The 24,520-nt window shown below is 68.1% G+C and carries 17 protein-coding genes and 1 riboswitch; of the genes, 16 read left to right on the top strand and 1 reads right to left on the bottom strand.

The genetic code is table 11. The features are described from left to right. The first annotated feature begins 200 nt into the window (after positions 1 to 200). The 6 genes from lspA (at position 201) to FK267_RS03280 (ending at position 9,724) form a co-directional block, all read left to right on the top strand. On the top strand, positions 201 to 1,010 hold the full coding sequence (gene lspA, locus FK267_RS03305; RefSeq protein WP_075378315.1) for a signal peptidase II: 810 nt from the start codon (positions 201 to 203) through the stop codon (positions 1,008 to 1,010). Next, complete coding sequence (locus FK267_RS03300) at positions 1,007 to 1,927, top strand: RluA family pseudouridine synthase (RefSeq protein ID WP_070511262.1); 921 nt, start codon at positions 1,007 to 1,009, stop codon at positions 1,925 to 1,927. The genes lspA and FK267_RS03300 overlap by 4 nt, the downstream gene beginning before the upstream one ends. 57 nt (positions 1,928 to 1,984) lie before the next feature. After that, a complete protein-coding gene (locus FK267_RS03295; protein WP_141406359.1) occupies positions 1,985 to 2,587 on the top strand; it encodes a GNAT family N-acetyltransferase in 603 nt (200 codons plus the stop codon). Between the two features lie 65 nt (positions 2,588 to 2,652). Beyond that, the gene (locus FK267_RS03290; protein ID WP_075378314.1) at positions 2,653 to 3,621 is read left to right on the top strand and encodes a ketopantoate reductase family protein; all 969 of its coding nucleotides are present in this window, start codon (positions 2,653 to 2,655) and stop codon (positions 3,619 to 3,621) included. Positions 3,622 to 3,797: 176 nt separating this feature from the next. Next, positions 3,798 to 7,391 carry a DNA polymerase III subunit alpha gene (dnaE, locus tag FK267_RS03285; RefSeq protein WP_075378313.1) on the top strand — a complete coding sequence of 1,198 codons (3,594 nt, stop codon included), beginning with the start codon at positions 3,798 to 3,800 and terminating at the stop codon, positions 7,389 to 7,391. A 308-nt stretch (positions 7,392 to 7,699) separates the two neighbouring features. Further along, on the top strand, positions 7,700 to 9,724 hold the full coding sequence (locus tag FK267_RS03280) for a BCCT family transporter (RefSeq protein WP_141406305.1): 2,025 nt from the start codon (positions 7,700 to 7,702) through the stop codon (positions 9,722 to 9,724). Between the two features lie 33 nt (positions 9,725 to 9,757). Here the strand turns inward: FK267_RS03280 and FK267_RS03275 are convergent, their stop codons facing one another. Next, entirely contained in the window at positions 9,758 to 10,024 is a 267-nt protein-coding gene (locus tag FK267_RS03275; protein ID WP_141406304.1) for an RNA-binding S4 domain-containing protein, read from the bottom strand. 186 nt (positions 10,025 to 10,210) lie between these two features. Between FK267_RS03275 and FK267_RS03270 the strand changes: the two genes are divergently transcribed. The 10 genes from FK267_RS03270 to FK267_RS03225 all read left to right on the top strand — a co-directional run bounded on the left by FK267_RS03270 (position 10,211) and on the right by FK267_RS03225 (position 24,495). Further along, the gene (locus tag FK267_RS03270) at positions 10,211 to 12,724 is read left to right on the top strand and encodes a right-handed parallel beta-helix repeat-containing protein (RefSeq protein WP_075378311.1); all 2,514 of its coding nucleotides are present in this window, start codon (positions 10,211 to 10,213) and stop codon (positions 12,722 to 12,724) included. A gap of 74 nt (positions 12,725 to 12,798) precedes the next feature. Further along, a complete protein-coding gene (locus tag FK267_RS03265) occupies positions 12,799 to 13,167 on the top strand; it encodes a hypothetical protein (RefSeq protein ID WP_141406303.1) in 369 nt (122 codons plus the stop codon). Between the two features lie 64 nt (positions 13,168 to 13,231). Beyond that, positions 13,232 to 13,316: riboswitch (SAM riboswitch) on the top strand. A gap of 4 nt (positions 13,317 to 13,320) precedes the next feature. Further along, complete coding sequence (locus FK267_RS03260) at positions 13,321 to 14,529, top strand: methylenetetrahydrofolate reductase (protein WP_141406302.1); 1,209 nt, start codon at positions 13,321 to 13,323, stop codon at positions 14,527 to 14,529. Next, on the top strand, positions 14,526 to 16,913 hold the full coding sequence (gene metE, locus FK267_RS03255) for a 5-methyltetrahydropteroyltriglutamate--homocysteine S-methyltransferase (protein ID WP_081379330.1): 2,388 nt from the start codon (positions 14,526 to 14,528) through the stop codon (positions 16,911 to 16,913). The genes FK267_RS03260 and metE overlap by 4 nt, the downstream gene beginning before the upstream one ends. Positions 16,914 to 17,005: 92 nt before the next feature. Further along, a complete protein-coding gene (gene hisD / locus FK267_RS03250; protein WP_075378433.1) occupies positions 17,006 to 18,346 on the top strand; it encodes a histidinol dehydrogenase in 1,341 nt (446 codons plus the stop codon). Positions 18,347 to 18,726: 380 nt separating this feature from the next. Then, positions 18,727 to 18,975, top strand: coding sequence for a hypothetical protein (locus FK267_RS03245; RefSeq protein ID WP_232622562.1), 249 nt, complete (start codon positions 18,727 to 18,729; stop codon positions 18,973 to 18,975). Then, on the top strand, positions 18,975 to 20,546 hold the full coding sequence (locus FK267_RS03240; protein ID WP_141406358.1) for a glycosyltransferase family 2 protein: 1,572 nt from the start codon (positions 18,975 to 18,977) through the stop codon (positions 20,544 to 20,546). Before FK267_RS03245 ends, FK267_RS03240 begins: the two co-directional genes overlap by 1 nt. Beyond that, complete coding sequence (locus FK267_RS03235; protein WP_009406401.1) at positions 20,543 to 21,256, top strand: hypothetical protein; 714 nt, start codon at positions 20,543 to 20,545, stop codon at positions 21,254 to 21,256. The genes FK267_RS03240 and FK267_RS03235 overlap by 4 nt, the downstream gene beginning before the upstream one ends. Before the next feature lie 84 nt (positions 21,257 to 21,340). Next, positions 21,341 to 22,543 carry a non-hydrolyzing UDP-N-acetylglucosamine 2-epimerase gene (gene wecB, locus FK267_RS03230; protein ID WP_075378431.1) on the top strand — a complete coding sequence of 401 codons (1,203 nt, stop codon included), beginning with the start codon at positions 21,341 to 21,343 and terminating at the stop codon, positions 22,541 to 22,543. Further along, the gene (locus tag FK267_RS03225; protein WP_075378307.1) at positions 22,540 to 24,495 is read left to right on the top strand and encodes a DUF2334 domain-containing protein; all 1,956 of its coding nucleotides are present in this window, start codon (positions 22,540 to 22,542) and stop codon (positions 24,493 to 24,495) included. The genes wecB and FK267_RS03225 overlap by 4 nt, the downstream gene beginning before the upstream one ends. The last annotated feature ends 25 nt before the right edge of the window (positions 24,496 to 24,520 follow it).

The raw sequence follows: 24,520 nt of genomic DNA, 5'->3' as shown, positions 1-24,520 counted from the left end.
CATCCCCGTGAGCACCTTCGGGAGTGGCCAACGGAGCCCCATCACGACGGTCCCCATCCGATCAGGATGGTTCCGCTCCACCAGTCACCAGTGACACGGCCTCCTACGAAGGGCGGCGACCCGCACGGGTCGCCGCCCTTCGCTGGGTACACAGCCCATTCGTCACCCGTTCTCCTCTGAGCACAATGCGAGAAAACCCCATGCCTGACCACGTCGATCCCGCATCCTTAGCGCAGGAAGCCGCCGGCAATGCCGCTGACGGCGGTAACGCCGACCACGCCGATAGCGCCGTCCCGCTGCCCACGGACAATCCCTTCAGCGCCATGGATAAGGCCATGACGTCGCAGGAGGGGTCAGCGGGCGCGAGACGATCCAAACGCCTCCCCGTGATCGTGCTGTGGCTGGTGGCGATCATCGTCATCGTCGTGGACCAGGCCTCCAAGCAGTGGGCGCTCTCAGCCCTGTCCGACGGTCGGCACACGGAGCTGTTCGGCCGGGCGCTTGGCCTGGTCCTGGTGCGCAACCCGGGCGCCGCCTTCTCCTTCGCCACAGGGCAGACGTGGATCTTCGCGCTCATCGCCTCCTGCGTCGTGGCCATCATCATCCGTGTCTCCCGGAACCTGGCGTCTGGCTCCTGGGCGGTGGCCCTCGGCCTGGTCCTGGGCGGGGCGGTCGGCAACCTCATCGACCGCCTTCTGCGCGAGCCAGGCTTCCTGCGCGGCCACGTCATCGACTTCATCGACTACGGCGGCTACTTCGTGGGCAATGTCGCCGACATCGCCATCGTGGCGGCCGCCGCGGGCATCATCATCCTGTCCCTGGGAGGCTGGGAGATCGACGGCACGCGTGCCGGCGCCTCAGACGACCCGGAGGCGAAAGGCGGCGGCGCATCGCCCTCCTCAACCCGCCGAGGAGTTCGGGCCCGCGGGAAGGATCGCGCCGAGGCGCCCTCCAAGCCGGGGGAGCCCTTGGATGCATCGACGCAGGCGACCTCCGTGGAGCCGCAATGAGCGTGCGCCTGCTGCCCGTCCCCGACGGCTTCGACGGCGAACGCGTCGATGCCGCGCTGGCCCGGATGACGGGATTGTCCCGCAGCCGGGTCGAGGACCTGTGTGAGGCCGGAGAGGTGCGCCGAGGCGGCGAGACGCTAGCCAAGTCCTCTCGTCTGCGCGCGGGCGAGCTCCTCGAGGTCGACCTGCCCGACCCCCGTCCCGTCGAACCGGTCGCCACTCCCGTGGAGGGCATGGAGCTGCTCTACGAGGACGAGGACATCGTCGTCGTCGACAAGCCCGCGGGCGTGGCCGCGCACCCCTCCATGGGGTGGGACGGCCCCGACGTCCTCGGCGCCCTGAAGGCCATGCACGTGCGAGTGGCCACCTCCGGCGCCGCCGAGCGCCAGGGCATCGTCTCGCGCCTGGACGTGGGCACCTCGGGCGTCATGATCGTGGCCAAGGGGGAGCGGGCCTACTCGGTGCTCAAACGCGCCTTCCGGGAGCACACGGTGGACAAGGTGTACCACGCCCTGGTTCAGGGCCACCTCGATCCCTCCAGCGGCACCATTGACGCCCCCATCGGCCGTCACCCCAGCCGAGAGTGGAAGATGGCCATCATCGAGGGCGGGCGGGAGTCCATCACCCACTACGACGTCATCGAGGCGATGCCCGGGGCCTGCCTGGCCGAGATCCACCTTGAGACCGGGCGCACCCACCAGATCCGCGTCCACATGGCCGCCGTCGGCCACCCCTGCGTCGGAGACGCCACCTACGGCGCCGACCCGGTCATGAGCGCACGCACCGGTCTGATCCGCCAGTGGCTCCACGCCCGCGAGCTCGGCATCGCCCACCCCATCACCGGTGAGCACATGGTCTTCACCTCTGACTACCCCGACGACCTCGTCCATGCCCTCGACGTCTTGCGCCTGCCGTGAACAGGCTCTCCGTGGAGGTGAATGAGAACAGTGACTGATCGCCTGCGTCGCTCGACCATGGCCCCGACGACGAGGCCGAGCGCTGATGAGGCGGTCTCGGAGACTCCCACCCTCGAGATCCGCCCGGCCACCGCCGTCCACGAACCCATTGGCTTCGCAACCGCCTGTGGCGATGAGACGGGCCCCGAGGCCGACCGGCTCCGCAGGTCCGTTGCCGACGTTCGTCTTGAGGTCTTCGTTGTTGAGCAGGCGGTTCCCCTCGCCCAGGAGATCGACGCCCGCGACGAGGAGCCGACCACGATCCATCTCCTGGCCAGTGGAGCTGACGGAACACCCCTGGGCGCCGGACGTCTCCTGATGGAGCCCGAACACCCCGGTCGGGTCCATCTAGGCCGCTTGGCTGTACGGAGCATCGTGCGCGGTACGGGGCTGGGTGCCCGCATCGTCGCTGCCCTCGAGCAGACTGCACTGAGCCACTCCGGCCGGCCCCGTGTGGAGGTGGTTCTCTCAGCTCAGGAGCAAGCCATGGGCTTCTATGAGCACTGCGGATACCGGGTCCTGAACGGTCACCGCTACCTCGACGCCGGTATCTGGCACCAGGACATGGCCCGCATCGTCAGCAGCATCAGCACCGAGGACAGTTCCGGCCGTACCGCCTAGGCCGGTCGCTGACACCTGGGTGTACGTGCTTGTGCGCGCAGCAGCGGGATTGAGAGGAGAGACTCATGAGGATCGTTGTCATCGGTGCCGGGGGCATCGGAGGATGGCTCGGCGCCCGTCTGGCCGCGAGCGGCCAGCAGGTCGGCTTCCTGGTTCACGATCGCACCCTGGCAGCTCTGCGCTCGGGCGGGCTGACGCTGCGTGACTGCTCCGAGGGTGAGCCCGGTACCGTGACCGCCCGCATCGAGACGCCCCTGGCCAGTGAGGATCCGCAGGCTCTCAACGACGCCCTGGGCGGTGAGCCTGACCTGGTCCTGGTCACCACGAAGGTCGATGCGCTGGCGCCGCTGGCCCCTGCGCTCAGAGCCCTGACCGGCCCCGACACCGGTGTCGTCTCCACCCAGAACGGGATCAGTGCGCCCGGACTGCTCGCCGACGCCGTCGGAAAGGAGCACGTCCTGCCCGGGGTCGCCCGGGTCTACTCCGCCGTCGCCTCGCCCGGAGAGGTCCGCACCATCGGCGGTGCCGGCTCCTTGGCCCTGGGGGAGTGGGACGGCTCCGCCACCGCTCGCAGCGCCGCCGCCGTCCAGGCCCTGGAGGCGGCCGGAATCCGGGCCTGGATCCCGGACTCCATCTGGGCCGAGCTGTGGCGCAAGGTCTCCTTCGTCGTCGTCCAGGGTTCCCTCGGCGCCGCCACGAACGCACCCATCGGCGTCCTGCGCAGCGATCTGAGAGACGCCTTCACCCGGGCCGTGGGCGAGGTCGTCGCCGTTGCCTCGGCACTGGGCCACGACCTGGCCACCGACGACGCCCCCGACCCGGTCGCTGCGGCCCTGCGCATGGCTGACGCTCAGCCGGCCGGAGCCACCACATCGATGCAGCGGGACATCGCCTCAGGCCTGCCCAGCGAGCTCGACGCCCAGCTCGGTGCCCTGTGCCGCGCCGGAGACGAGGCGGGTGTTCCCACCCCCGTGCTCGACCTTGCGCTCAGCGTTCTGGCTCCGCGAGAGGCCGCCGCCCGGGCGGGCGCCTGAGCCCGAAGCCCCTCTCGGAGGCGGTGGGAAGGACGCCGCCCAGCAGAGGATTTCTCCCCCGGCTTAGCCACTACCTCGGCGGTGTCCTGTCATGCCTGGGCAAGGCCCTGCCTTCGCGCTGGAGCGCGCTGGGCCCCTCCAGGAGACATGGTGCCGGGCGGGCCTAGGATGGGGCCATGGCGGAGATGAGCAGTCAGGAAGAAGCAGCCCCCAAGGACGACTTCGTCCACCTCCACGTCCACACCGACTACTCCATGCTGGACGGCGCCGGGAAGATCAAGGACTACGTGGCCGAGGCCAAGCGGCTGGGCCAGCCCGCCCTGGCGATCACCGACCACGGCTACATGTTCGGAGCCTACGAGTTCTACGCGGCCGCCACGGCCGCCGGTATCAAGCCGATCATCGGGGTCGAGGCGTACATGACTCCGGGCACCTCCCGCTTCGACAAGACCCGGGTCTTCTGGGGCGATGAGTCCCAGCGGAGCGACGACGTCTCCGCCCGCGGCTCCTACACGCACATGACGCTGCTCTCACGCAACAACGAGGGCCTGCACAACCTCATGCGCATGGACTCCTTCGCCTCCCTGGAGGGCCAGTGGGGCAAGGCGCCGCGCATCGACCGCGAGCTGCTCTCGCGCTACGCGAGCGGCCTCATCGGCTCCACCGGCTGCCCCTCCTCGGAGGTCCAGACCCGCCTGCGCCTGGGCCAGTGGGACGAGGCCCTGCGTGTCGCCGGGGAGCTGCAGGACATCTTCGGCAAGGAGTTCTTCTACGTCGAGCTCATGGACCACGGCCTGGAGATCGAGCAGCGCGTCACCAAGGATCTGCTGCGCATCGCCAAGGAGATCGGGGCCCCGCTGCTGGCCACCAACGACTCCCACTACGTGCGCCCCGAGGACCGCACCATCCAGGACGCGATGCTGTGCATCAACTCCGGCTCCGTGCTCTCCGATCCTGATCGCTTCAAGTTCGACGGTGACACCTACTACCTGCGCCCCGGCGCCGAGATGCGCCGCCTCTTCTCCGAGATGCCCGAGGCCTGCGACAACACCCTGCTCGTGGCTGAGCAGTGCGACGTGCACTTCCGTACCGTGGACGAGGGGGCCTCATATATGCCGGCCTTCCCCGTCCCCGAGGGGGAGACCGACGAGTCCTGGTTCATCAAGGAGTGCTGGCGCGGCATGGACCGCCGGTTCAACGGCGACATCCCCGAGGACTGCCGCAAGCAGGCCGAGTACGAGATCAGCGTCATCACCCAGATGGGGTTCCCCGGCTACTTCCTCGTCGTGGCCGACTACATCAACTGGGCCAAGGCCCACGGCATCCGGGTCGGGCCGGGGCGTGGATCGGGAGCCGGCTCCATGGTTGCCTACGCCATGGGCATCACCGAGCTCAACCCGCTGCGCCACGGGCTCATCTTCGAGCGCTTCCTCAATCCCGAGCGCATCTCCATGCCCGATATCGATGTCGACTTCGACGAGCGTCGGCGCGACGAGGTCATTGAGTACGTGCGTGAGAAGTACGGCGCCGACCGCATCAGCCAGGTGGTCACCTACGGCGTCATCAAGGCCAAGCAGTCCTTGAAGGACTCCAGTCGTGTCATGGGCTACCCCTACGCCGTTGGCGACCGGCTCACCAAGGCCATGCCCCCGTCCGTCCAGGGCAAGGACATCTCCATCAAGGGCATCTTCAACCCTGCCGACGAGCGCTACGGCGAGGCCGAGGAGTTCCGCAAGCTCCACGCCGAGGACCCCGACGCCCAGAAGATCGTCGAGCTGGCCAAGGGGCTGGAGGGCATGACCCGTCAGTGGGGCGTCCACGCCTGCGCCGTCATCATGTCCTCAGCCACGCTGACCGACATCATCCCCATGATGCAGCGCCTGCAGGACGGCGCCGTCATCACCCAGTTCGACTACCCCACCTGCGAGCACCTGGGCCTGCTCAAGATGGACTTCCTGGGACTGCGCAACCTCACGGTCATCTCCGACGCCCTGGAGAACATTGTCGCCAACGGCAAGCCGGCCCTGGACATCGACCACGTCGAGCTCGACGACCGCGCCACCTACGAGCTGCTCTCACGCGGTGAGACCCTGGGCGTCTTCCAGCTCGACGGCGGGGGAATGCGTACGCTGCTGCGCCTGATGAAGCCGGACAACTTCGAGGACATCTCCGCCGTCGGCGCCCTCTACCGGCCCGGCCCCATGGGGGCGGAGTCCCACACCAACTACGCGCTGCGCAAGAACGGCCTGCAGGAGGTCATCCCGATCCACCCCGAGCTCAAGGAGGCCCTCGACCCGATCCTGGGGACCACGCACGGTCTCATCGTCTACCAGGAGCAGGTCATGAAGATCGCCACCGACCTGGCGGGATTCTCCATGGGCAAGGCCGACGCGCTGCGCAAGGCCATGGGTAAGAAGAAGATGGACATTCTGGCCAAGATGTTCGTCGAGTTCGAGGCCGGGATGGTTCAGTCCGGCTTCTCCAAGGAGAGCGTCAAGACTCTGTGGGACGTCGTCGTCCCCTTCGCCAAGTACGCCTTCAACAAGGCCCACTCGGCCGCCTACGGCGTCGTGTCCTACTGGACGGCCTACCTCAAGGCGCACTATCCGACCGAGTACATGGCCGCCCTGCTCACCAGCCAGAAGGACAACAAGGACAAGCTGGCCGTCTACCTGGGGGAGTGCCGCCACATGGGCATCACCGTCCTGCCCCCGGATGTCAACGCCTCGCGGGCCCAGTTCTCCGCGGTCGGTGAGGATGTGCGCTTCGGGCTGTCCGCAGTGCGCAACGTCGGCATCAACGTCGTCGACGCGATCGTGGCCGCCAGGGAGGACAAGGGCGAGTTCACCTCCTTCGAGGACTTCCTCGACAAGGTTCCCGCGGTCGTGTGCAACAAGCGCACCATCGACTCTCTCATCAAGGCCGGGGCCTTCGACTCCCTGGGGCACACCCGGCGCTCCCTGCAGGCCTGCCACGAGGACCTCGTCGATGAGGTCATCGGCGTCAAGCGCAACGAGGCCGCCGGCCAGTTCGACCTCTTCGCCTCCCTCATGGGTGGGTCCGACGACGCCGACGACTCACCCTTCGGCAACGGCCCGGTCTTCTCCTCCGACGTTCCCAACCTGCCGGAGTGGGACAAGAAGGACAAGCTCGCCTACGAGCGCGACATGCTGGGCCTCTACGTCTCCGACCACCCCCTCATGGGCCTGGAGGGGCTGCTGGGCAAGCTCGCGGACAGGGAGATCTCCGAGCTCCACGAGAACGATGAGCTGCCCGACGGCGCCATGGTCACCATCGCCGGGCTCATCACCTCCCTGACCCGCAAGACCACCAAGCAGGGCAACCTGTGGGCCATCGCCCAGGTCGAGGACCTGGCCGGAAGCATCGAGGTGCTCTTCTTCCCCCAGACCTATCAGACCGTCTCCACCATGCTGGCCCCGGACACGGTGGTCACGGTGCGCGGACGTCTCAACCGGCGTGACGGGCAGGTCGCCCTCTACGCCCAGGAGATGACGATCCCGGACATCTCCAGCGCCGCCCACGAGGCGGTCCTCATCACCCTTCCCACCAACCGGTGCACCGGGCCTCTGGTGGAGCAGTTCAAGGACGTGCTCACCAAGCACCCGGGTGGCTCGACGGTCCGTCTGACGCTGACCAGCCCGGGGCGCGAGGTGCGTACCCAGCTGGACGCCTCGCTACGGGTGGAGGCCTCGCCCGCCTTCTACTCCGACATCAAGGCCCTTCTTGGACCGGGGTGCCTGCGCCACTAGAAAGCCGTTTCCCAGGGAGTGGATCGCCCGCCCCGATGGGGACGTCGAGCAACCGATGCCAGCCCGAGCGGGCACCGTTCGCAAACCCGTTTGTGATCTCACTGTGTCCTCATCAGTGCGCCACAAGCCGGCTTTCCTTAGGGCGGCAGGTCCGCCTTTGGGAAGGTGGAAGCCGTTTTTGAGGCGGTATTCCCACAGGTCGTGCCACCTCCGCCAGGGTTGGTGCTCACGTGGCGCCCCGTCTTCATCTTGATACTCTCGTAATGTCCACAAGCAGTCGGTGACTGTATTGTCTATGAGGTAATTTGATGAGTGACGAGGATTTCAACCCTCCAACGTTGACGCTGCAAGAGGAGCGGGACACCGGCCCGCAGGAAGGGCGGACAAGGGAGGTCCTCCAGGGCGCGGCGGCCGCGACGCCGGCCTTCCAGACCTCCCCGGCAACCGTGAAACGCCGCCAGCGTCACCTGCTCGACCGCTTGAGGAGATCGGTCTCCCGCCAGCCCCACGACGTCGGTGAGGGAATGGACAAGGTGGTCTTCGGCGTCGCCGCGGCCGCGACCATCGCCTTCGTCGTGTGGGGCTTCATCTCTCCGCACGGTCTGGGGAGGGCCTCCAAGTGGGCCCTGGGGGGAACGATCAGCAACTTCGGTTGGCTGTTCGTCCTGTCCTCGACCCTGTTCGTCGTCTTCGTCGTCTTCGTGGCGGCCTCCCGGTTCGGCAAGATCCCCCTGGGTGGAGACGGAGAGGAGCCCGAGTACTCCACCGGCTCCTGGGTCTCCATGATGTTCGCCACGGGAATGGGTATCGGACTGATTTTTTACGGGGTCGGCGAGCCGCTCTACTTCTACATGTCGCCCCCGCCGGAAACGGTCGACCCTCAGACCGCCCAGGCCGCCAGTACCGCCCTGGGCACGGCCATGTTCCACTGGACCATCTACCCGTGGGCGATGTATGCCCTGGTGGGACTCGGGATGGCCTACGGAACCTACCGGCTGGGACGCTCCCAGCTCTTCTCGGCCATGTTCACCTCCCTGTTCGGGCGCCAGGCCATCGACGGGATCGGCGGGCGCATCATCAACATCCTGGCGATCGTCGCCACCCTGTTCGGGTCGGCCTGCTCCCTGGGGCTGGGAGCCCTGCAGATCGGCGGGGGCATGGTGTCGACCAACCTCGTCACCAAGTCCACCCCCGCGATGATGGTCGGCATCATCGCGATCCTGACGGCCTGCTTCGTGGCCTCCGCGATCTCCGGCATTGAGAAGGGCATCCAGTGGCTGTCGAACATCAACATGGTGCTGGCTGTGCTGCTGGCGATCATCGTCTTCATCGGCGGACCCACCCTGTTCATCCTCAACATCATCCCCTCGGCGATCGGCAACTTCATCGACGAGCTGCCCGCCATGGCCTCGCGCACGGCGGCTGTGGGCAATCAGGACATGGCCCAGTGGCTGTCCTCCTGGACGATCTTCTACTGGGCCTGGTGGATCTCCTGGACACCCTTCGTGGGAATGTTCATCGCCCGCATCTCGCGGGGTCGCACCATCCGGCAGTTCGTCACCGGGGTCATGCTCGTCCCCTCGGTCGTCTCCCTCATCTGGTTCGCCATCTTCGGTGGCGGCGCCATCGGGCTCCAGGAACGCGCCGAGCGCGCCGGCCAGGCGGCGCACTCCCTTGTCCATCTCAAGGCCGATGGCACGCCCGACCTGAACTTCGACACGATCCTGTTCGACCTGCTCAACGCCATGCCCGTGCACAAGGTGGTCCTCATCGTCCTCATGATGCTGGCAGTCGTCCTGGTGGCGATCTTCTTCGTCACCGGTGCCGACTCGGCCTCCATCGTCATGGGAGGGCTCTCGGAGAACGGTGCCACCGATCCGAGCCGCTTCACGGTCGTCTTCTGGGGCGTGGCCACAGGTGGCGTGGCCTCAGCCATGCTGCTTGCCGGTGGGGATGATCCGCGTGAGGTCCTCACCGGTCTGCGGGACATCACGATCGTCTCGGCGCTGCCCTTCGTCTTCGTGATGCTGCTGCTGTGCGTCTCGCTCTACAAGGATCTCAACAACGACCCCATGCTGCTGCGGCACTCGCTGGCCAACCAGGTCCTGGTCGACTCGGTCACCACCGCGGTCACGACGGCCAACGAGCCGCATGAGGTCGAGACGATCGAGCTGCACACCAGCCTGTCATCGACCACTGACGGCGACGACGCAGCCGGTGAGGGTTGTCAGGACGGCACCGACGAGGCTGCGCAGGACCCGAGTGCCGACATCCGCGCCGTCGACGGCGCCGAGGACGCGCTGAGGGGATCGGAGCGGAGGCCGGAGGGCTAAGTCGGCGACTGCTCCTGGTGCTGGGGTCCGGGCTCATTGCCCGGGCCCCAGCTGCTCGACGGCGGCGCCCACCTGACCTGCGGGGTGATCGACGACAACGACGTCTCCACCGGCCAGGTGGTGTCCGCGACGCGTCTCCACGACGCCGTTGACTGTGACGTCTCCGGACTGGATGGCGATGCGCGCCTGTACGCCGTCCTCCACCAGGCCCGCCAGCTTGAGGAACTGGCCGAGCCGGATGCTTCCGGACACTGAGATGAGTGGGTACCGGGATGGGCGCTGAGATGTTGCGTGCGTCATAGGTGGATCCTCGCAGACGGGGCACGAGATGCGCACGTCGGAGCAGGTAGCGCCCCGGCAGGGCGGCCGGCGACGAGGCGAGTGAGAGAAGCGTCTCTCAGAAGTATACGGATATAACGGATGCCAAACAAAATTTATCACGGTAGGGTAACGGCGTTCTGATAACACTACGGAGACGGAGACACCATGAAGCGTCGAATCGTCGCCCAGATGGCGATACTCGCTCTATCGCTGTCGGCGCCTGTTCTGGCCGTGACTCATGCACCACAAGCCGCCGCCGCCGACGGCAACATCATCCATGTCTCGGCCGAGGGAGGGTCGGACGCGGGAGACGGAACCGCTGCCAAGCCCCTTCAGACCATTGGAGCCGCCCTGAAGAAGGCCGGCGGCGGAGACACCATCGAGCTGGCCAACGGTACCTACCGTGAGGGCGAGCTCGCCGTCGACAAGGGCGTGACCATCAAGGCGGCCGAGGGTGCCAAGCCGGTCCTCACCGGTGCCGAGGTCCCCAAGAGCTGGAGTGCCGGCGGTGACGGGAAGTGGTCCACGGGCAAGGACATGGTCCGCTTCTGCACGGTCTGCACCATCAATGCCGACCCCGCCAAGGAGGGGATCGCCGCCCACCCCGAGCAGGTGTTCGTGGACGGTAAGCCCCTGACCCAGGTGCTCAGTCGCGCCGAGGTCACCGAGTCCACCTTCTACGTGGACGACCCCGACCCGGTCACCCTGAAGAACCCGAAGAACAACCAGGCCGGCTACAACGTCAAGCCGCACCGGGGCACCTCCTACGTCATCGGTGTCGACCCCAACCAGCACCAGGTCGAGGTGGTCCAGCACTCCCGCGCCCTGTCCTTCAACACCGACAACATCACTCTGTCGGGGCTGACGGTGGAGAAGTACTCCGCGGTGCAGCGCTGGGACTACGAGGACCCCGAGATCGGCACCATCTCCGGTGGTGGAATGGTCGTGGCCGCTCACGGTGCTCCTCGCATTGAGAACTCCACCTTCCGCTACTCCTCGACGGCCGGTGCGCTGCAGGTCATCGACTCGACCAACGCGGTCGTGTCGAACAACCTGTTCGAGAACAACGGCTCCAACGCCTTCGGCATCAACGACTCCAGCGGTGCCAAGGTGGAGAACAACATGTGGAGGAACAACAACACCTCCGGCTTCATCACGAAGGACTGCGGCGCCTACTGCACCCTGGCCGACACCAAGATCACCCACTCCAAGAACATCCGCTTCGCCAACAACACCGTGGACTACTCGGCCACCGGCACGGACATCTCCGACCCCTCGGCCTATGACCAGAACCGGGCCGCGGGAGTCTGGTTCGACGAGGGCGTGATCGACTCCGAGATCGTTGGCAACTACTTCGTCAACGTCCCGGTGGCGATCTTCAACGAGGTCTCCTCCAACAACCTCATCGCCTCCAACATCGTGGCCGGGGCCGGTATCGGTATCCACGTCTCCGGGTCCAACGACACCCGCGTGTGGAACAACACCGTCTCCCACGCGCTCACCAGCCTGTGGATCCAGGAGGACACCCGTTCCGACGGCTGCAACGCCCGCAACGCCCAGGGTGTGTGCACCCAGGTGCAGAAGTGGAGCGCCGAGCACGGACTGAGCTGGGACACCACCAACACCAAGGTGATGAACAACATCTTCTCCTCCGAGCAGACCACCCCCATGCCCGGGGACCCGTGGCGCTACTCGGCCATGGTCCAGGTCCTGGGTGGGGCCAACCAGGACGGCTCCGGCGCGGTGTACGCCAATGAGATGGTCTCCAGCATCGACTACGACGTCTACTACCGCCACGAGAACCCCCAGACCCTGTCGACCACGGTCCTGTGGAACTGGGGCGCCGACCGCATGAACCAGTCGGTCAACGCCGAGAAGCTCTCGGACTTCACGGCCAGCTCGAGCGTCAAGGCCGAGGGCAAGGAGTCCAACGGTCTGGACCTGCATGGTTCCCCGGAGAACAACCCGTTCTTCGTCAAGGAGTCCGTCAACCCGATGGACAAGACCTCGGACTTCCACCTCAAGGAGGGAAGCCCCGCCTCCGGTAACGGTCACGCCCTGCCCGAGGACATCGCCAAGACCCTCGGCGTCAACGCCAACGTCCCCGTGGACCGCGGTGCGCTGGTCAACGTCGCCTGGGGCGGCGGCGCCGTTCCCGGTGCCGGGGACGCCCCCGCTGACAACGCCAACAACGGTGGCAAGGCTGCCGACAATGGTGACAAGGCCGCCAACAACAACGGCGGCAACGCCAACAACGGTGGTAAAGCCGCCAACAACAACGGCGGCAACGCCAATAACGGTGACAAGGCCGCCAATAACGGTGACAAGGCCGCCAACAACGGCGACAAGGCCAACAACGGTGACAAGGCCAACAACGGTGACAAGGCCGACAACAACGGCTCGACCGTCACCAATGGGGCCGCCGGTACCGATGGCAAGGACGCACAGGGCGCCAGCCCCTCCAACTCCAAGGCGGGGGCCGGTCAGAAGAACTCCGGAATCGCCAAGCCCGGCGGCAACGCTCAGGGCGGTCAGGGCCAGGCCGCTGCGGCTGCAGCGGCTACTGGTGATAGCCGTCTTCCGCTCACCGGTGCCAGCATGACCGGCATCGTCCTCGCGGTGGCCGCCATCGCCCTGGGCGGCGGATTCATCCTGGTGCGCCGTCGCATGGCCAGCTGATCGCTGCTGGCCTCGGGGTGAGGCGCAGCGAGGACGAGCTTGTGAAGAGCCCGGACAACCCGGATCATCACACCGTGACTGAGTCGCTCGCCATCACCGTCGGTGACTACTTCCCAGTGGGGGACAGGATGCGCCGACTCACCCCGAGGCTGGCTGAGGCCACCAACGCAGCACGCTCCGTCCTGATAGAGGTCGCGCAGCACCGTGAGGTCATCACCTACGGCGAGCTCAGCGACTCGATCGGACGGAGCGTGCTGCCACGTCATATGGGGCCTTTGCTCTCCATGATCGCCCATGACTGCGCTGCTCGAGGCGAACCGAGCCTGGCCTCCTTGGTGGTCTCGGCGGCCACCGGAGAGGTCGGCACCGGGGACTCGAGCTGGGCCCCGCCGCAACGGCTCGCCTGCTGGACACGATGGGGTGAGAAGTGGGCCAACGGCTGAGCGGATCGGTTCTCGCTATGTGGGACGGCGGCGGGGCTGGGAAACAGTCGTGGTTTGATACGCTCGACCATCCAGAGCGGCCGAGAGACCTGGTTCCATGACGCCGCAGCAACCCGGTACGCGGGTGCTTCAGCCAGGATCGATGGAGACGACGTGCACGACAACGAGCCCACCGGGCCCACCGCCGCGGCCGGCAGTCGCGGCGAGGCCTTGAGCAGCGCTGAGACCGGAACCGCTCGGCGACTGCCCACCGTCAGCCTGGAGCTGTTCCCCCCTCGACCGGGTAAGGCAGCCTCGGCCACCTGGGGCCGCATTGACAGGCTCCTGGCCACCGGGCCCGACTTCGTCTCGGTGACCTACCGGCCGACCTTCGTCACTGACCCCGCCGGCGGGGTCACTGGCGGCGGGCGCCAGGGGAGCGCGCATGAGCCCGAGGCGGGCCGGTGCGAGGCCCCCCGCGTGCGCGCGGTCCAGGAGCAGACCAACCCCTCCGAGTGCGTGCTCGCCCACGTGCTGGACTCCAGCACCATCCCCCTCATGGCTCACCTGACCTGTATCGGCTATCGCAAGCAGGAGGCCGTCGACATCGTCACTCGCTTCCTGCGCATGGGAGTACGGCGCTTCCTCGCCCTGCGCGGCGACCCGCCAGCCGGTACCCGGGCCGAGGATGTCGCCGGGGAACTGCGCCACGCCGACGACCTCGTCCGGGTCATTAGGGAGGTCGAGGCCGACTTCTTCGGTGACGGCAGGCGCCACGTCACGATCGCCGTGGCCGCCTACCCGGCCACCAACGACCACATCGAGGCCATTGAGGTCCTGGCCGCCAAGCAGGCCGCCGGGGCCGACATGGCGATCACCCAGGTGTTCTACGACGCGGCCGACTATGTGGCGCTGACCAACGCGGCCTCCTACGCGGGGGTGAGCATCCCGATCCTTCCCGGCGTGATCCCACTGACCGACCTGCGTCGGCTCACCCGTCTTGAGGCGCTCACCGGGGTGCGCGTGCCCGCCGGCCTGCGATCCTCGCTGGGATCGGCCAGCGGCGCCACCCTCGTGGAACGCGGCATCGGCGCGACGCTCGACCTGGCCACAGCGCTGCTGCGCGCCGGCGCCCCCGGTCTGCACCTGTACACCTTCAACCGTACCCGACCGGCCCTCGACGTCATCAGCCACCTGCGTCTGGGCGGCATCCTGGCTGGAGCCGCGCCCGATCGGGAGGTGCGCGACGCCGTCGATCGCGGATACCTCCAGGCCACACCCGGCCGAGGCCCTTCTTTCCTGCGCTGTGGCTCTGCCCGCGCAACAGTGTCTTCCCACCACCCCGTTCAGCCCCTCACCACCATCACCAAGGAGAATGCATGAGCGCCACCCCTGAGTCGGTCGCCCCCGCCTCGCCGGCTGAGATCGCCGTGACCGAGTCACAGGTCCCCTCCGCCCCCCTGCCGGGGGCCACCATCCTGGGATACCCCCGCATCGGAAGGGACCGTGAGCTCAAACGCGCCGTGGAGTCCTTCTGGAAGGGGAACCTGAGCGTCGATGAGCTCAAGCACGCCGCTGCCGAGCTGCGCGGGGCGACCCGCTCGCGCCTGACGGACCTGGGGCTGACTCAGCCCGCCTCGGTGCCGGCGGACTTCACCCTGTACGACCAGGTTCTTCAGGTGACCGCCACCCTGGGCGCTGCGCCCGCCCGTTTCCGCGACCTGCTGAACGCCGACGGCGCCCTCGATGTCGAGGGCTACTTCACACTGGCCCGTGGTGAGGGCGCCCGTCCCGCCATGGAGATGACCAAGTGGCTGGACTCCAACTACCACTACCTGGTCCCCGAGATCGACGCCTCCACCCCCATCGACTACGTCGACACCGCCATCGCCGACCAGGTCCGCGAGGCCAAGGCCGTCGGGACCGAGGTCCGCCCCGTCGTCGTGGGCCCGGTGAGCTACCTGCTCATGGCCAAGCCCTCCGACGAGGCAGCCGAGGACTTCCACCCCCTGGACCGCCTCAGCGACGTCCTGCACGCCTACGGCCACCTCCTCATGGACCTGCACGAGGCCGGCGCCACCTGGGTCCAGCTCGACGAGCCCGCCCTGGTCTCCGACTCCTGGAACGTGGAGCGCCAGCGCGTCCTCGACGCCGTGCGTGACGCCTATACCTGGCTGGGCGCCATCGTGGAGCGCCCCCAGATCCTGGTGGCCGGAACCTACGGCTCCCTGGGCGACGCCCTGCCCGTGCTCGCTCAGACCCCGATCGAGGCCGTGGGCCTGGACCTCGTGGCCGGCGCCCTGCCCGAGGCCGGAGACCTGGCCGCCCTGGAGGGCAAGACCGTCGTCGCCGGCGTCGTCTCGGGCCGCAACATCTGGCGCACCGACCTGAACCGGGCCATGGACGTGCTCGAGCAGCTGCGCGAGCGCCTTCCCGAGGGCACCCCCATCACCGTGGCGACCTCCACCTCCTTGCAGCACGTGCCCCACGACGTCGAGCGCGAGACCGCCATCGACCCGGAGATCCGCTCCTGGCTGGCCTTCGCTGACCAGAAGGTCGGGGAGGTCATCACCCTGGCCAAGGGTCTGGAGCAGGGGCGTGACGCCATCGCCGCTGAGCTGTCTCAGGACGCCGACCTGCGCAAGCAGCGCGCCGCCCACCCCGGCGTGCACCGCGACGAGGTCCGCACCGCCGTCGGCGCCGTCACGGACGCCGACCGCACCCGCGCCCCCTACGGTGAGCGCAAGGCGGCCCAGGACGAGCGCCTCGGCCTGCCGGAGCTTCCCACCACCACCATCGGCTCCTTCCCGCAGACCGCCGAGATCCGTAAGGCCCGCGCCGCCTGGCGCAAGGGCGAGATCGACGACGCCGCCTACGACGCCGCCATGCGTGCCGAGATCGCCAGCGTCGTCGCCCTTCAGGAGCGCCTCGGCCTGGACGTCCTGGTCCACGGTGAGGCCGAGCGCAACGACATGGTCCAGTACTTCGCCGAGCTGCTCGACGGCTTCGTGACCACCGAGCACGGCTGGGTCCAGTCCTACGGCTCGCGCTGCACCCGTCCCTCCATCCTGTGGGGTGACGTCGCCCGCCCTGAGCCCATGACGGTGACCTGGTCGGCCTACGCCCAGTCCCTGACCGACAAGCCCCTCAAGGGCATGCTCACCGGCCCGGTGACGATCATGGCCTGGTCCTTCGTACGCGACGACATCCCGCGTGCCCAGGTCGCCGACCAGCTGGGCCTGGCCCTGCGCGCGGAGGTGGCGGACCTCGAGGCCGCCGGCATCGGCGTCATCCAGGTCGACGAGCCCGCCATCCGCGAGACCCTGCCGCTGCGGCGCGCCGACCGTCCCGCCTACCTGGAGTGGTCCGTCGGCTCCTTCCGCCTGGCCACCGGAGGGGCGGCTCCTGCCACCCAGATCCACACCCACCTGTGCTATTCGGAGTTCGACGTCGTCATCGATGCGGTCGACCACCTGGACGCCGACGTGACCTCCATCGAGGCCTCCCGCTCGCGCATGGACATCCTGCCCGCGGTGGCCGAGCACGGCTTCGAGCGTCAGCTCGGCCCGGGCGTGTGGGACATCCACTCCCCGCGCGTGCCCAGCCAGGCCGAGTGCACCGAGCTGCTCCAGCGGGCCGTCGACGCCCTGGGCGCCGAGAAGGTCTGGGTCAACCCCGACTGCGGTCTCAAGACCCGCGGCTACACCGAGACCGAGGCGAGCCTGACCAGCCTGGTCGGTGCCGCGCGCGCCGTGCGCGAGGCCTGATGAGCTCTGACTCAACTGCAGGCGCCTGAGGCGGCCCGGGAGACAACGTGCTCTCCCGGGCCGCCTTGTGCATGGCCGGTAGGCTTACGGTCATGCTCACCCGCACCGATCTGCGCAGTACCCGACTCTCCGCACGCCAGCTGGCACAGGCCCTGCCCCGGGCCGCCCTTGACGTCACCGCCGCCCAGGCCGCCGTGGCTCCACTGATCGAGGACGTCCGCCGTCGCGGAGCGGCCGCACTGCGCGACGCCGCGGAGCGATTCGACGGCGTGCGACCCGTTCACCTGCGTGTGCCCGCTGCTGCCATCACCCAGGCGCTCGACGACCTGGACCCCGCGGTGCGCGAGGCCCTCGAGCTGTCCATCGCCCACAACCGGGCCGGGCACGCCGCCCAGGTGCCCGCTGAGCGCAGCACGGAGGTGGTCCCCGGAGGCACCATCACCCAGCGCTGGATCCCCGTGGAGCGGGTGGGGCTCTACGTTCCCGGAGGACTGGCGGTCTACCCCTCCAGCGTGGTGATGAATGCGGTGGCCGCCCAGGTCGCCGGTGTTGAACAGATCGCTTTGGCCAGCCCGCCTCAGGCCGAGTTCGCGGGTCTGCCCCACCCCACGATCCTGGCGGCGTGCGCGCTGCTGGGGATCACCGAGGTCTACGCCGTCGGCGGCGCCCAGGCCATCGCGATGCTCGCCTACGGCGCCGACGCCCAGGACGACACCGACCGCGCGGACGCCGGGGGAGAGGTCCTGTGCCGGGGCGTGGACGTCATCACCGGTCCCGGCAACGTCTACGTGGCGGCCGCCAAGCGAGCCGTCATGGGGACGGTCGGCATCGATGCCGAGGCAGGACCCACCGAGATCGCCGTCCTGGCCGACGCCGGGGCCGACCCCGAGTACGTGGCCGCCGACCTGCTCTCCCAGGCGGAGCACGATCCCAATGCCGGCAGCGTCCTCATCACCGACTCCCCGCAGCTGGCGGACGCCGTCGATGCGGCGCTCGAGCGCAGACTGAGCGCGACCCGGCACCGGGAGCGGGCATCGACCGCATTGAGGGGTCCGCAGTCGGGAACCGTCCTGGTGCGTGACCTCGCCCAGGCCATCGAGGTCGCCAACGCCTACGCGGCCGAGCACCTGGAGATCCACACCTCCGACGCCCCTGGGGTCGCGCGTCGGATCCGCAATGCCGGAGCCATCTTCGTCGGGCCCTGCAGCCCGGTGCCCCTGGGGGACTACCTGGCCGGCTCCAACCATGTCCTGCCCACCGGGGGCACCGCCCGGTTCGCGGCCGGGCTGAGCGTGATGGCCTTCCTCAAACCGGTCCAGCTCATCGAGTACAGCGCGAGCGCCCTGGAGTCCATGACGCCGGCGCTGGAGGTCCTGGCGAGCTGCGAGGATCTGCCCGCCCACGGGGAGGCGGCCCGTGCCCGAAGGCAGTGAAAAAGCCTGCTGAGCAGGCCGATTGAGATCATCCTGTGACCTTCTGGTGACCGTGCTCTGCCGCGTCAGGGGACGGCGCTGGAGCGAGGCGCGGATTCGTTGGCGATTCAACTGGCGGAATCCTGCCGTTTCCCTCTCTTGTGAGCCACCTCTAAGAGGGCGCTTATTGCATGGTCGAATAACACAGTGTTGCAAAGCGTTACTCTATTGTTATATTTGGTGGTGACGCACGGTGCGCCGTGCCCGACGGGCTGAGTTCCCACATCCCGTCATCCCCGGGCGCGCCGCACCGAGGCGTTGGTTGCCGACCTGACCTGCTCGCGCATGCGGTGATGACGGTCGGCGCCGGCCCTACCCCTTGGATCCAGATGGATGGCCTCATGCACTACTCCCCATTCGCCGCCGGAACCGGACTGTTCGTCGTGTGGTATGTCGCCCCGGCAGGTTCCCTTCCCGCTCTCGTCGCTCGTTTCCTCATTGACTGCGCCGGTCTGGTGTTCGGCGCCATCCTGGCCTTCTTCCTGCTGACCAACCTCTATGGCGCGGCCCGCGCCCTGATCCCGCACTCCAGGCGCTCCGCCGGGCGTCACGCGCAGCAGCGCAGCGGCCTGATGAGTCTGCGGGCGTGATGGTGACGCAGACCCCGTTCCTGCCCATGAGCTTCGATTCCTCGAGCCCCCTGGGAGTCCTCGACCGCATCGGTTGGTGGGGAGCCCTGGGGATGATCGCAGTCGCCCTTGCCTACACCTTCTTCATGCTCATCGCCTCGCGCGGGGCCCCACGGCACGGCGGTCTCTCGCATCCGGATGCGCCGCTGCTTGTCGTCATCCTCATGCCCTGCCTCAACGAGGCGGCGGTCATCGGCGCCAGCGTCCGGCGGCTCACCTCCATCCCGGACCCCGGCCTGCGCATCATGGTCATCGACGACGGCTCCGACGACGACACCGCCCAGGTAGCCGCCCAGGCCGGCGACGAGCGCGTCGAGGTGGTTCGCCGTCGTCCTCCCCATGCCCGCCTGGGCAAGGGGGAGGCCCTCAACGACGCGCTGTCGATCGTGCGCTCCCGGTGCACCACGGTGTCCTCCTCGCGAGTCGTCGTAGGAGTCATGGACGCCGATGGCAGGCTCGACCCCCACGCCATCGGGGAGGTGCGCAAGGCCTTCGCCCCGCAGGAGGTCGGTGCTGTCCAGATGGGGGTGCGCATCAACAACCGCTTCGGCTCCCTGCTCGCCCGCATGCAGGACATGGAGTTCGTCATCTTCACCGAGGTCTTCCAGCGAGGCCGGCGCCGGGTCCGCAGCGTCGGCATGGGGGGCAACGCCCAGTTCGTCCGTCTCAGTGCACTCGACGCCTTGGGGCCCCGGCCCTGGACCCGGTCGCTGACCGAGGACTTCGACCTGGGGATCCGGCTCAACGCCACCAGCTGGACCAACGAGTTCTGGCGCGCGGCCTCCGTTCACCAGCAGGGCGTGACCAACATGCGCCGCCTCCTGCGTCAGCGCACCCGCTGGTTCCAGGGAAACCTCCAGGCGCTGCACCTGCTGCGCTCCGTGGCCCGCGAGCAGCGCGGCCTGGGGCGGGCCGACACGCTCTGGCAGATCCTCACGCCCTACCTGCTCCTGACCGGCTCCCTGCTGACCCTGTCCTTCCTCATCACCATGGTGACCGCCGGGGTGGCCGCGGTCCTGAGGTGGGAGCAGTCATGGGCGTGGCTCGCGGGGGCCTATGTCATCGCCTTCGGGCCGGCGCTCATCTACGCCTGGATCTACTGGCGCATCGAGCGCAGTGAGGGCCTGAGCCTGCTCAAGTCCGTGGGCTACGCGCACCTGTTCGTCCTTTACGGCCTCCTTCCCAGCCTCTACGGCTGGCGAGCAGTCGCCCGGGAGCTGACCGGACGCACCGGGTGGGCCAAGACTGCGCGGGAGGCGGAACCGGGGCAAGGAGCGCCGAGCGCACCTAGCGCACCGGTGGCCGGCTCCAACGGATCGGCAGCCATGGGCTCACCGGTACCGAGCAAGCAGCGCCCGCCCAGCGGGCCGGAGAGGGTGCAGCCCCTCGCGGCCCCCCAGGCCGCGGGTCCGGACAGAACCGTTCCGGCCACCCCGGCTGTGCCGACCCGCCCCGTGCTGAACCCCACCGCCGTGATCGTGCGCCGACCCCGTCCGACATCCAGCAGCCTGACCAATGAGGAGATGAGATGACAGCTGCCAACGCACCTCAGCACGCAGGAGCCGTCGACGGCTCTCGTCGCGGCAGGATCCTGCGTCGCGCCCTCCTGACGGTCTGCGTCCTGGCACTGGTTCTAGGAGTCACTGTGTACTGCCACGCCCGAGAGACCGACGCACCGGACTGCTCCCAGTGGGAGATCATCTTCGACGGTTACGGCGAGGCCTCGTGCTCCGACGGCCTGCTGCGCCTCAAGCCGACGTCGGCCGACTCTCATGACACGACTCACGCCGGTCTGGCCACCTCCACCTCGGTTGAGATCGAGGCGGGAGGCGTCCAGACCATCCACACCACGATGACCACTGTCAGGCAGCTGCGTGAGGACGGTGATCCCAACGCCTGGGAGGTCGCCTGGCTCCTGTGGAACTACACCGACAACAACCACTTCTACGCCCTGGCCCTCAAGCCCAACGGCTGGGAGGTCTCCAAGCAGGACACCGCATATCCCGGGTACCAGCGATTCCTGTCATCGGGCAACACGCCCGTCTACCCACCCGGGAAGAGCCACGACGTCACCGTCACCATTGATACGACCAAGCCCTCAGAGGCGACCTTCACCATCACCGTGGACGGGCAGGAGCTCGGAACCGTCACCGACAAGCAGTCCCCCTACCGCTCCGGCAAGGTGGCGGCCTACTGCGAGGACTCCGACGTCACCTTCACCCCGATCATCGAGGACCAGTAAGGCATGCCCGCCTCGACGACGCCGGACTCGACCACCACTGAGGCCCAGCTCATCCCACTCCCGACACACGACCAGGAGAACCCCATGACCACCGACCCCACGCAAACGGGCGGCCCCCTGAGGGTCATGCTCGTCTACGGCACCCGCCCAGAGGCGATCAAGCTCGCGCCTCTGGTGGCCGCCATGCACGACGACGAGCGTTTCAACCCGATCGTCGTCGTCACCGGACAGCACCGAGAGATGCTCGACCAGGTGCACGAGTTCTTCGGAATCGTGCCCGACGACGACCTCGACATCCACTCGCCGGGGCAGACCCTCACCCAGATCACCAACCGCTGCCTGCAAGGGGTGGGGCAGGCCATTGAGGCCCACCGGCCCGACGCCGTCGTCGTCCAGGGGGACACCACCTCCGCCTTCGCCGCCGCGCTGGCGGCCTTCTACCACGAGGTCCCAGTCCTCCACGTCGAGGCAGGCCTGCGCACCGGGGACATCTCCTCACCCTTCCCCGAGGAGGCCAACCGGCGGCTCATCAGCCAGGTGACCGCCCTGCACCTGTGCCCCACCACCACCAGCCGGGACAACCTGCTGCGCGAGAACACCGACCCGCAGACCGTCAGCGTCACGGGCAACACGGTCATCGACGCGCTCCTGGTCGCCGTCGACCGCCGGGTCCCGCCACCGGACGAGGAGCTGGCCGCAGCCCTGAAGGACGCCTCCCGGCGAGTCGTGCTCGTCACCGCCCACCGCCGTGAGTCCTGGGGCGAGCCGATGCGGGCCATTGGCCGCGCCGTCGCGCGCCTGGCCGACAAGCACCCCGAGGTGCTCTTCGTGCTGCCGGTCCACCGCAACCCCAAGGTTCGCGAGGACCTCCTGCCCCAGATCGAGGGCCACGCCAACGTCATCTGGTGCGACCCGCTGGAGTACGGCGCCTTCTGTGCACTCATCGACCGCTGCGACGTCGTGCTCACCGACTCCGGCGGCGTCCAGGAGGAGGCGCCCGCGCTGTCCAAGCCCGTCCTGGTCATGCGGGACAACACCGAGCGTCCCGAGGCGGTCGCCTTCGGGGTCGCCGAGCTGGTCGGGACCGACGAGGAGCGCATCGTCGAGAGAGTCTCCACCCTGCTGACCGACGAGGCGGCCTACACAGCCATGGCCCAGGCCGCTAACCCCTATGGCGACGGACACGCGTGCAAGCGCATCCTGGCCGCCACCGCAGCCCTGTTCGGCCGCGGTGTCCCCCTTCCCGAGTTTGAACCGGTTCCCACCTCATCGAAGGAGCGTTCATGATCCCCCCGACCCTTATGACCGCACGACGCCGCCGCTGCGCACTGGCCGCCATCGCGGTGTGCCTGGGCAGCTCCATCGCCGCAGTTGGCCCCGCTCAGGCCGCACCCGCCGCCGGCGCGCAGGTGCCGGCCGCGATCCAGGCCGCCGCGGCCAAGCCCGCAGGTGGGGACCAGGCCAATGACGCCGACCCGGCCAAGAACCCGCTTCCGGCTCCGCCCGAGCCGGCCGCCGCGGCCAAGAAGGAGCTCCCTCTCAAGGGCGACAAGCAGGCCGACGTGGATCTCAACAAGCCCGCGCCCGCCGCAGGACAGGTCAAGATCCGCGACCTGAAGCAGAACGCGCCCGAGGTTCCCGTCGGAGCGGTGAGCTTCTCCAACCAGGAGGCGGGGCCGGCATCGACCCTGGTCCTGTTCGACACCACCGGTGACTACGCCAAGCTGGGGGAGTACTACGCCCTGAGCATGGGTACCCTGGCCAGCCACTCCGGGACCGTGACGACCCTCCCGGTCAAGGACTACGTCGCCGGCCTGGCCGGTCGCTTCACCAACGTGGTCTACATCGGCTCCACCTACGACGAGCCCCTGCCGCGGGCCTTCATCGACGACGCCCTGACCGGCAACGTCCCCGTCATGTGGTCCGGCTTCAACATCTGGCAGCTGGCCAAGACCGACGCCGACCGCGCCGCCTTCACCCAGCGCTACGGCTGGGACGCGGCCACCTCCTACATCGACTCCACCGACCGGGTCACCAAGATCAGCTACAACGGCGCCTCCCTGAAGCGCAATGAGCTCAACTCCGGTGGGATCATCGCTCCGCACATCGTCCGGGACAAGGACGTCAAGGTCCTGGGGCGCGCCGAGTGCTCCAAGCCCGACGGCGCGGCCACCGCCTGCGCCTCCGTCGCCCAGTCCGGCACCACCTCCTTCCCCTGGGCGGTCAGCTCCTCGGGAATGACCTTCATCGGTGAGATCCCCCTGACCTACCTGGGGGAGCAGGACCGCTACATCGCGGCCGCCGACATCCTCCTGGACTTCCTCCAGCCCGGTGCCCAGCAGTTCCGTCAGGCCGCTGTGCGCCTGGAGGACGTGACCCCGGACAGCGACCCCGAGGAGCTGCAGGCGATCGTCGACTACCTCCACAGTCAGAACGTGCCCTTCCAGATGGCGGTGGTGCCCAAGTACATCGACCCCAAGGGCACCGAGAACAACGGGACGCCCAAGGAGCTCACCCTGAAGGACGCCCCGGAGCTGGTGGAGGTCCTGCAGGACGCGGTGAACAAGGGCGGAACGATCGTTCAGCACGGCACCACCCACCAGTTCGGGACCCTGGACAATCCTTACAACGCCGTCTCCGCCGACGACTTCGAGTTCATCCGCTCGTGGTGCTCGGCCACCAACGACACCAAGGCCCCACCCATCGACTGCCAGGACAAGTCCTTCGTGCAGATCGGAGGCACCCTGCCGGGTACCTCCCAGGAGTGGGCTTCCGAGCGCGTGGAGCAGGGGCGCCAGATCTTCGGCGAGGTCGGCCTGCCGACTCCGGAGATCTTCGAGACCCCGCACTACTCGGCCACCCGTGAGGCCTACTACGGCATCGGCGAGCACTACCCGGTGCGCTATGAGCGCGAGCTCCTCTACGCCGGCACCCTGACCAACACCCAGGCCGGTCCCCACGACTACTACGGGCAGTTCTTCCCCTACGCGGTCAACGACCCCTACGGGACTCACGTCCTGCCCGAGAACCTGGGCAACTTCGAGCCCAACGAGATCAACCAGCACCCGCCGCGCCTGGCTCAGGAGGTCATTGACGCGGCCAAGCTCAACCTGGTCAACACTCACGCCACCGCCAGCTTCTTCTTCCACCCCTACTACCCGCTGGCCGAGCTGAAGAAGATCGTCGCCGGTATCAAGGCCGAGGGGTACACCTTCGTGCCGGCCTCGGAGCTGAGATGACCGCGGCGCAGGCGGTGAGACTCAG

This window comes from Actinomyces oris (genome assembly GCF_006546825.1).
GTDB lineage: Bacteria > Actinomycetota > Actinomycetes > Actinomycetales > Actinomycetaceae > Actinomyces > Actinomyces oris.
Note: the sequence above shows the minus strand (reverse complement) of the source record. Positions and strands in the feature narration are given on the sequence as shown.

Coding starts and splice junctions, on each gene's coding strand:
- FK267_RS03270 (WP_075378311.1), top strand. CDS start 10,211: ATGAAGCGTCGAATCGTCGCCCAGATGGCGATACTCGCTCTATCGCTG.
- FK267_RS03275 (WP_141406304.1), bottom strand. CDS start 10,024: ATGACGCACGCAACATCTCAGCGCCCATCCCGGTACCCACTCATCTCA.
- FK267_RS03290 (WP_075378314.1), top strand. CDS start 2,653: ATGAGGATCGTTGTCATCGGTGCCGGGGGCATCGGAGGATGGCTCGGC.
- metE (WP_081379330.1), top strand. CDS start 14,526: ATGAGCGCCACCCCTGAGTCGGTCGCCCCCGCCTCGCCGGCTGAGATC.
- lspA (WP_075378315.1), top strand. CDS start 201: ATGCCTGACCACGTCGATCCCGCATCCTTAGCGCAGGAAGCCGCCGGC.
- FK267_RS03225 (WP_075378307.1), top strand. CDS start 22,540: ATGATCCCCCCGACCCTTATGACCGCACGACGCCGCCGCTGCGCACTG.
- FK267_RS03245 (WP_232622562.1), top strand. CDS start 18,727: ATGCACTACTCCCCATTCGCCGCCGGAACCGGACTGTTCGTCGTGTGG.
- wecB (WP_075378431.1), top strand. CDS start 21,341: ATGACCACCGACCCCACGCAAACGGGCGGCCCCCTGAGGGTCATGCTC.
- FK267_RS03300 (WP_070511262.1), top strand. CDS start 1,007: ATGAGCGTGCGCCTGCTGCCCGTCCCCGACGGCTTCGACGGCGAACGC.
- FK267_RS03280 (WP_141406305.1), top strand. CDS start 7,700: ATGAGTGACGAGGATTTCAACCCTCCAACGTTGACGCTGCAAGAGGAG.
- FK267_RS03235 (WP_009406401.1), top strand. CDS start 20,543: ATGACAGCTGCCAACGCACCTCAGCACGCAGGAGCCGTCGACGGCTCT.
- dnaE (WP_075378313.1), top strand. CDS start 3,798: ATGGCGGAGATGAGCAGTCAGGAAGAAGCAGCCCCCAAGGACGACTTC.
- FK267_RS03240 (WP_141406358.1), top strand. CDS start 18,975: ATGGTGACGCAGACCCCGTTCCTGCCCATGAGCTTCGATTCCTCGAGC.
- hisD (WP_075378433.1), top strand. CDS start 17,006: ATGCTCACCCGCACCGATCTGCGCAGTACCCGACTCTCCGCACGCCAG.
- FK267_RS03295 (WP_141406359.1), top strand. CDS start 1,985: ATGGCCCCGACGACGAGGCCGAGCGCTGATGAGGCGGTCTCGGAGACT.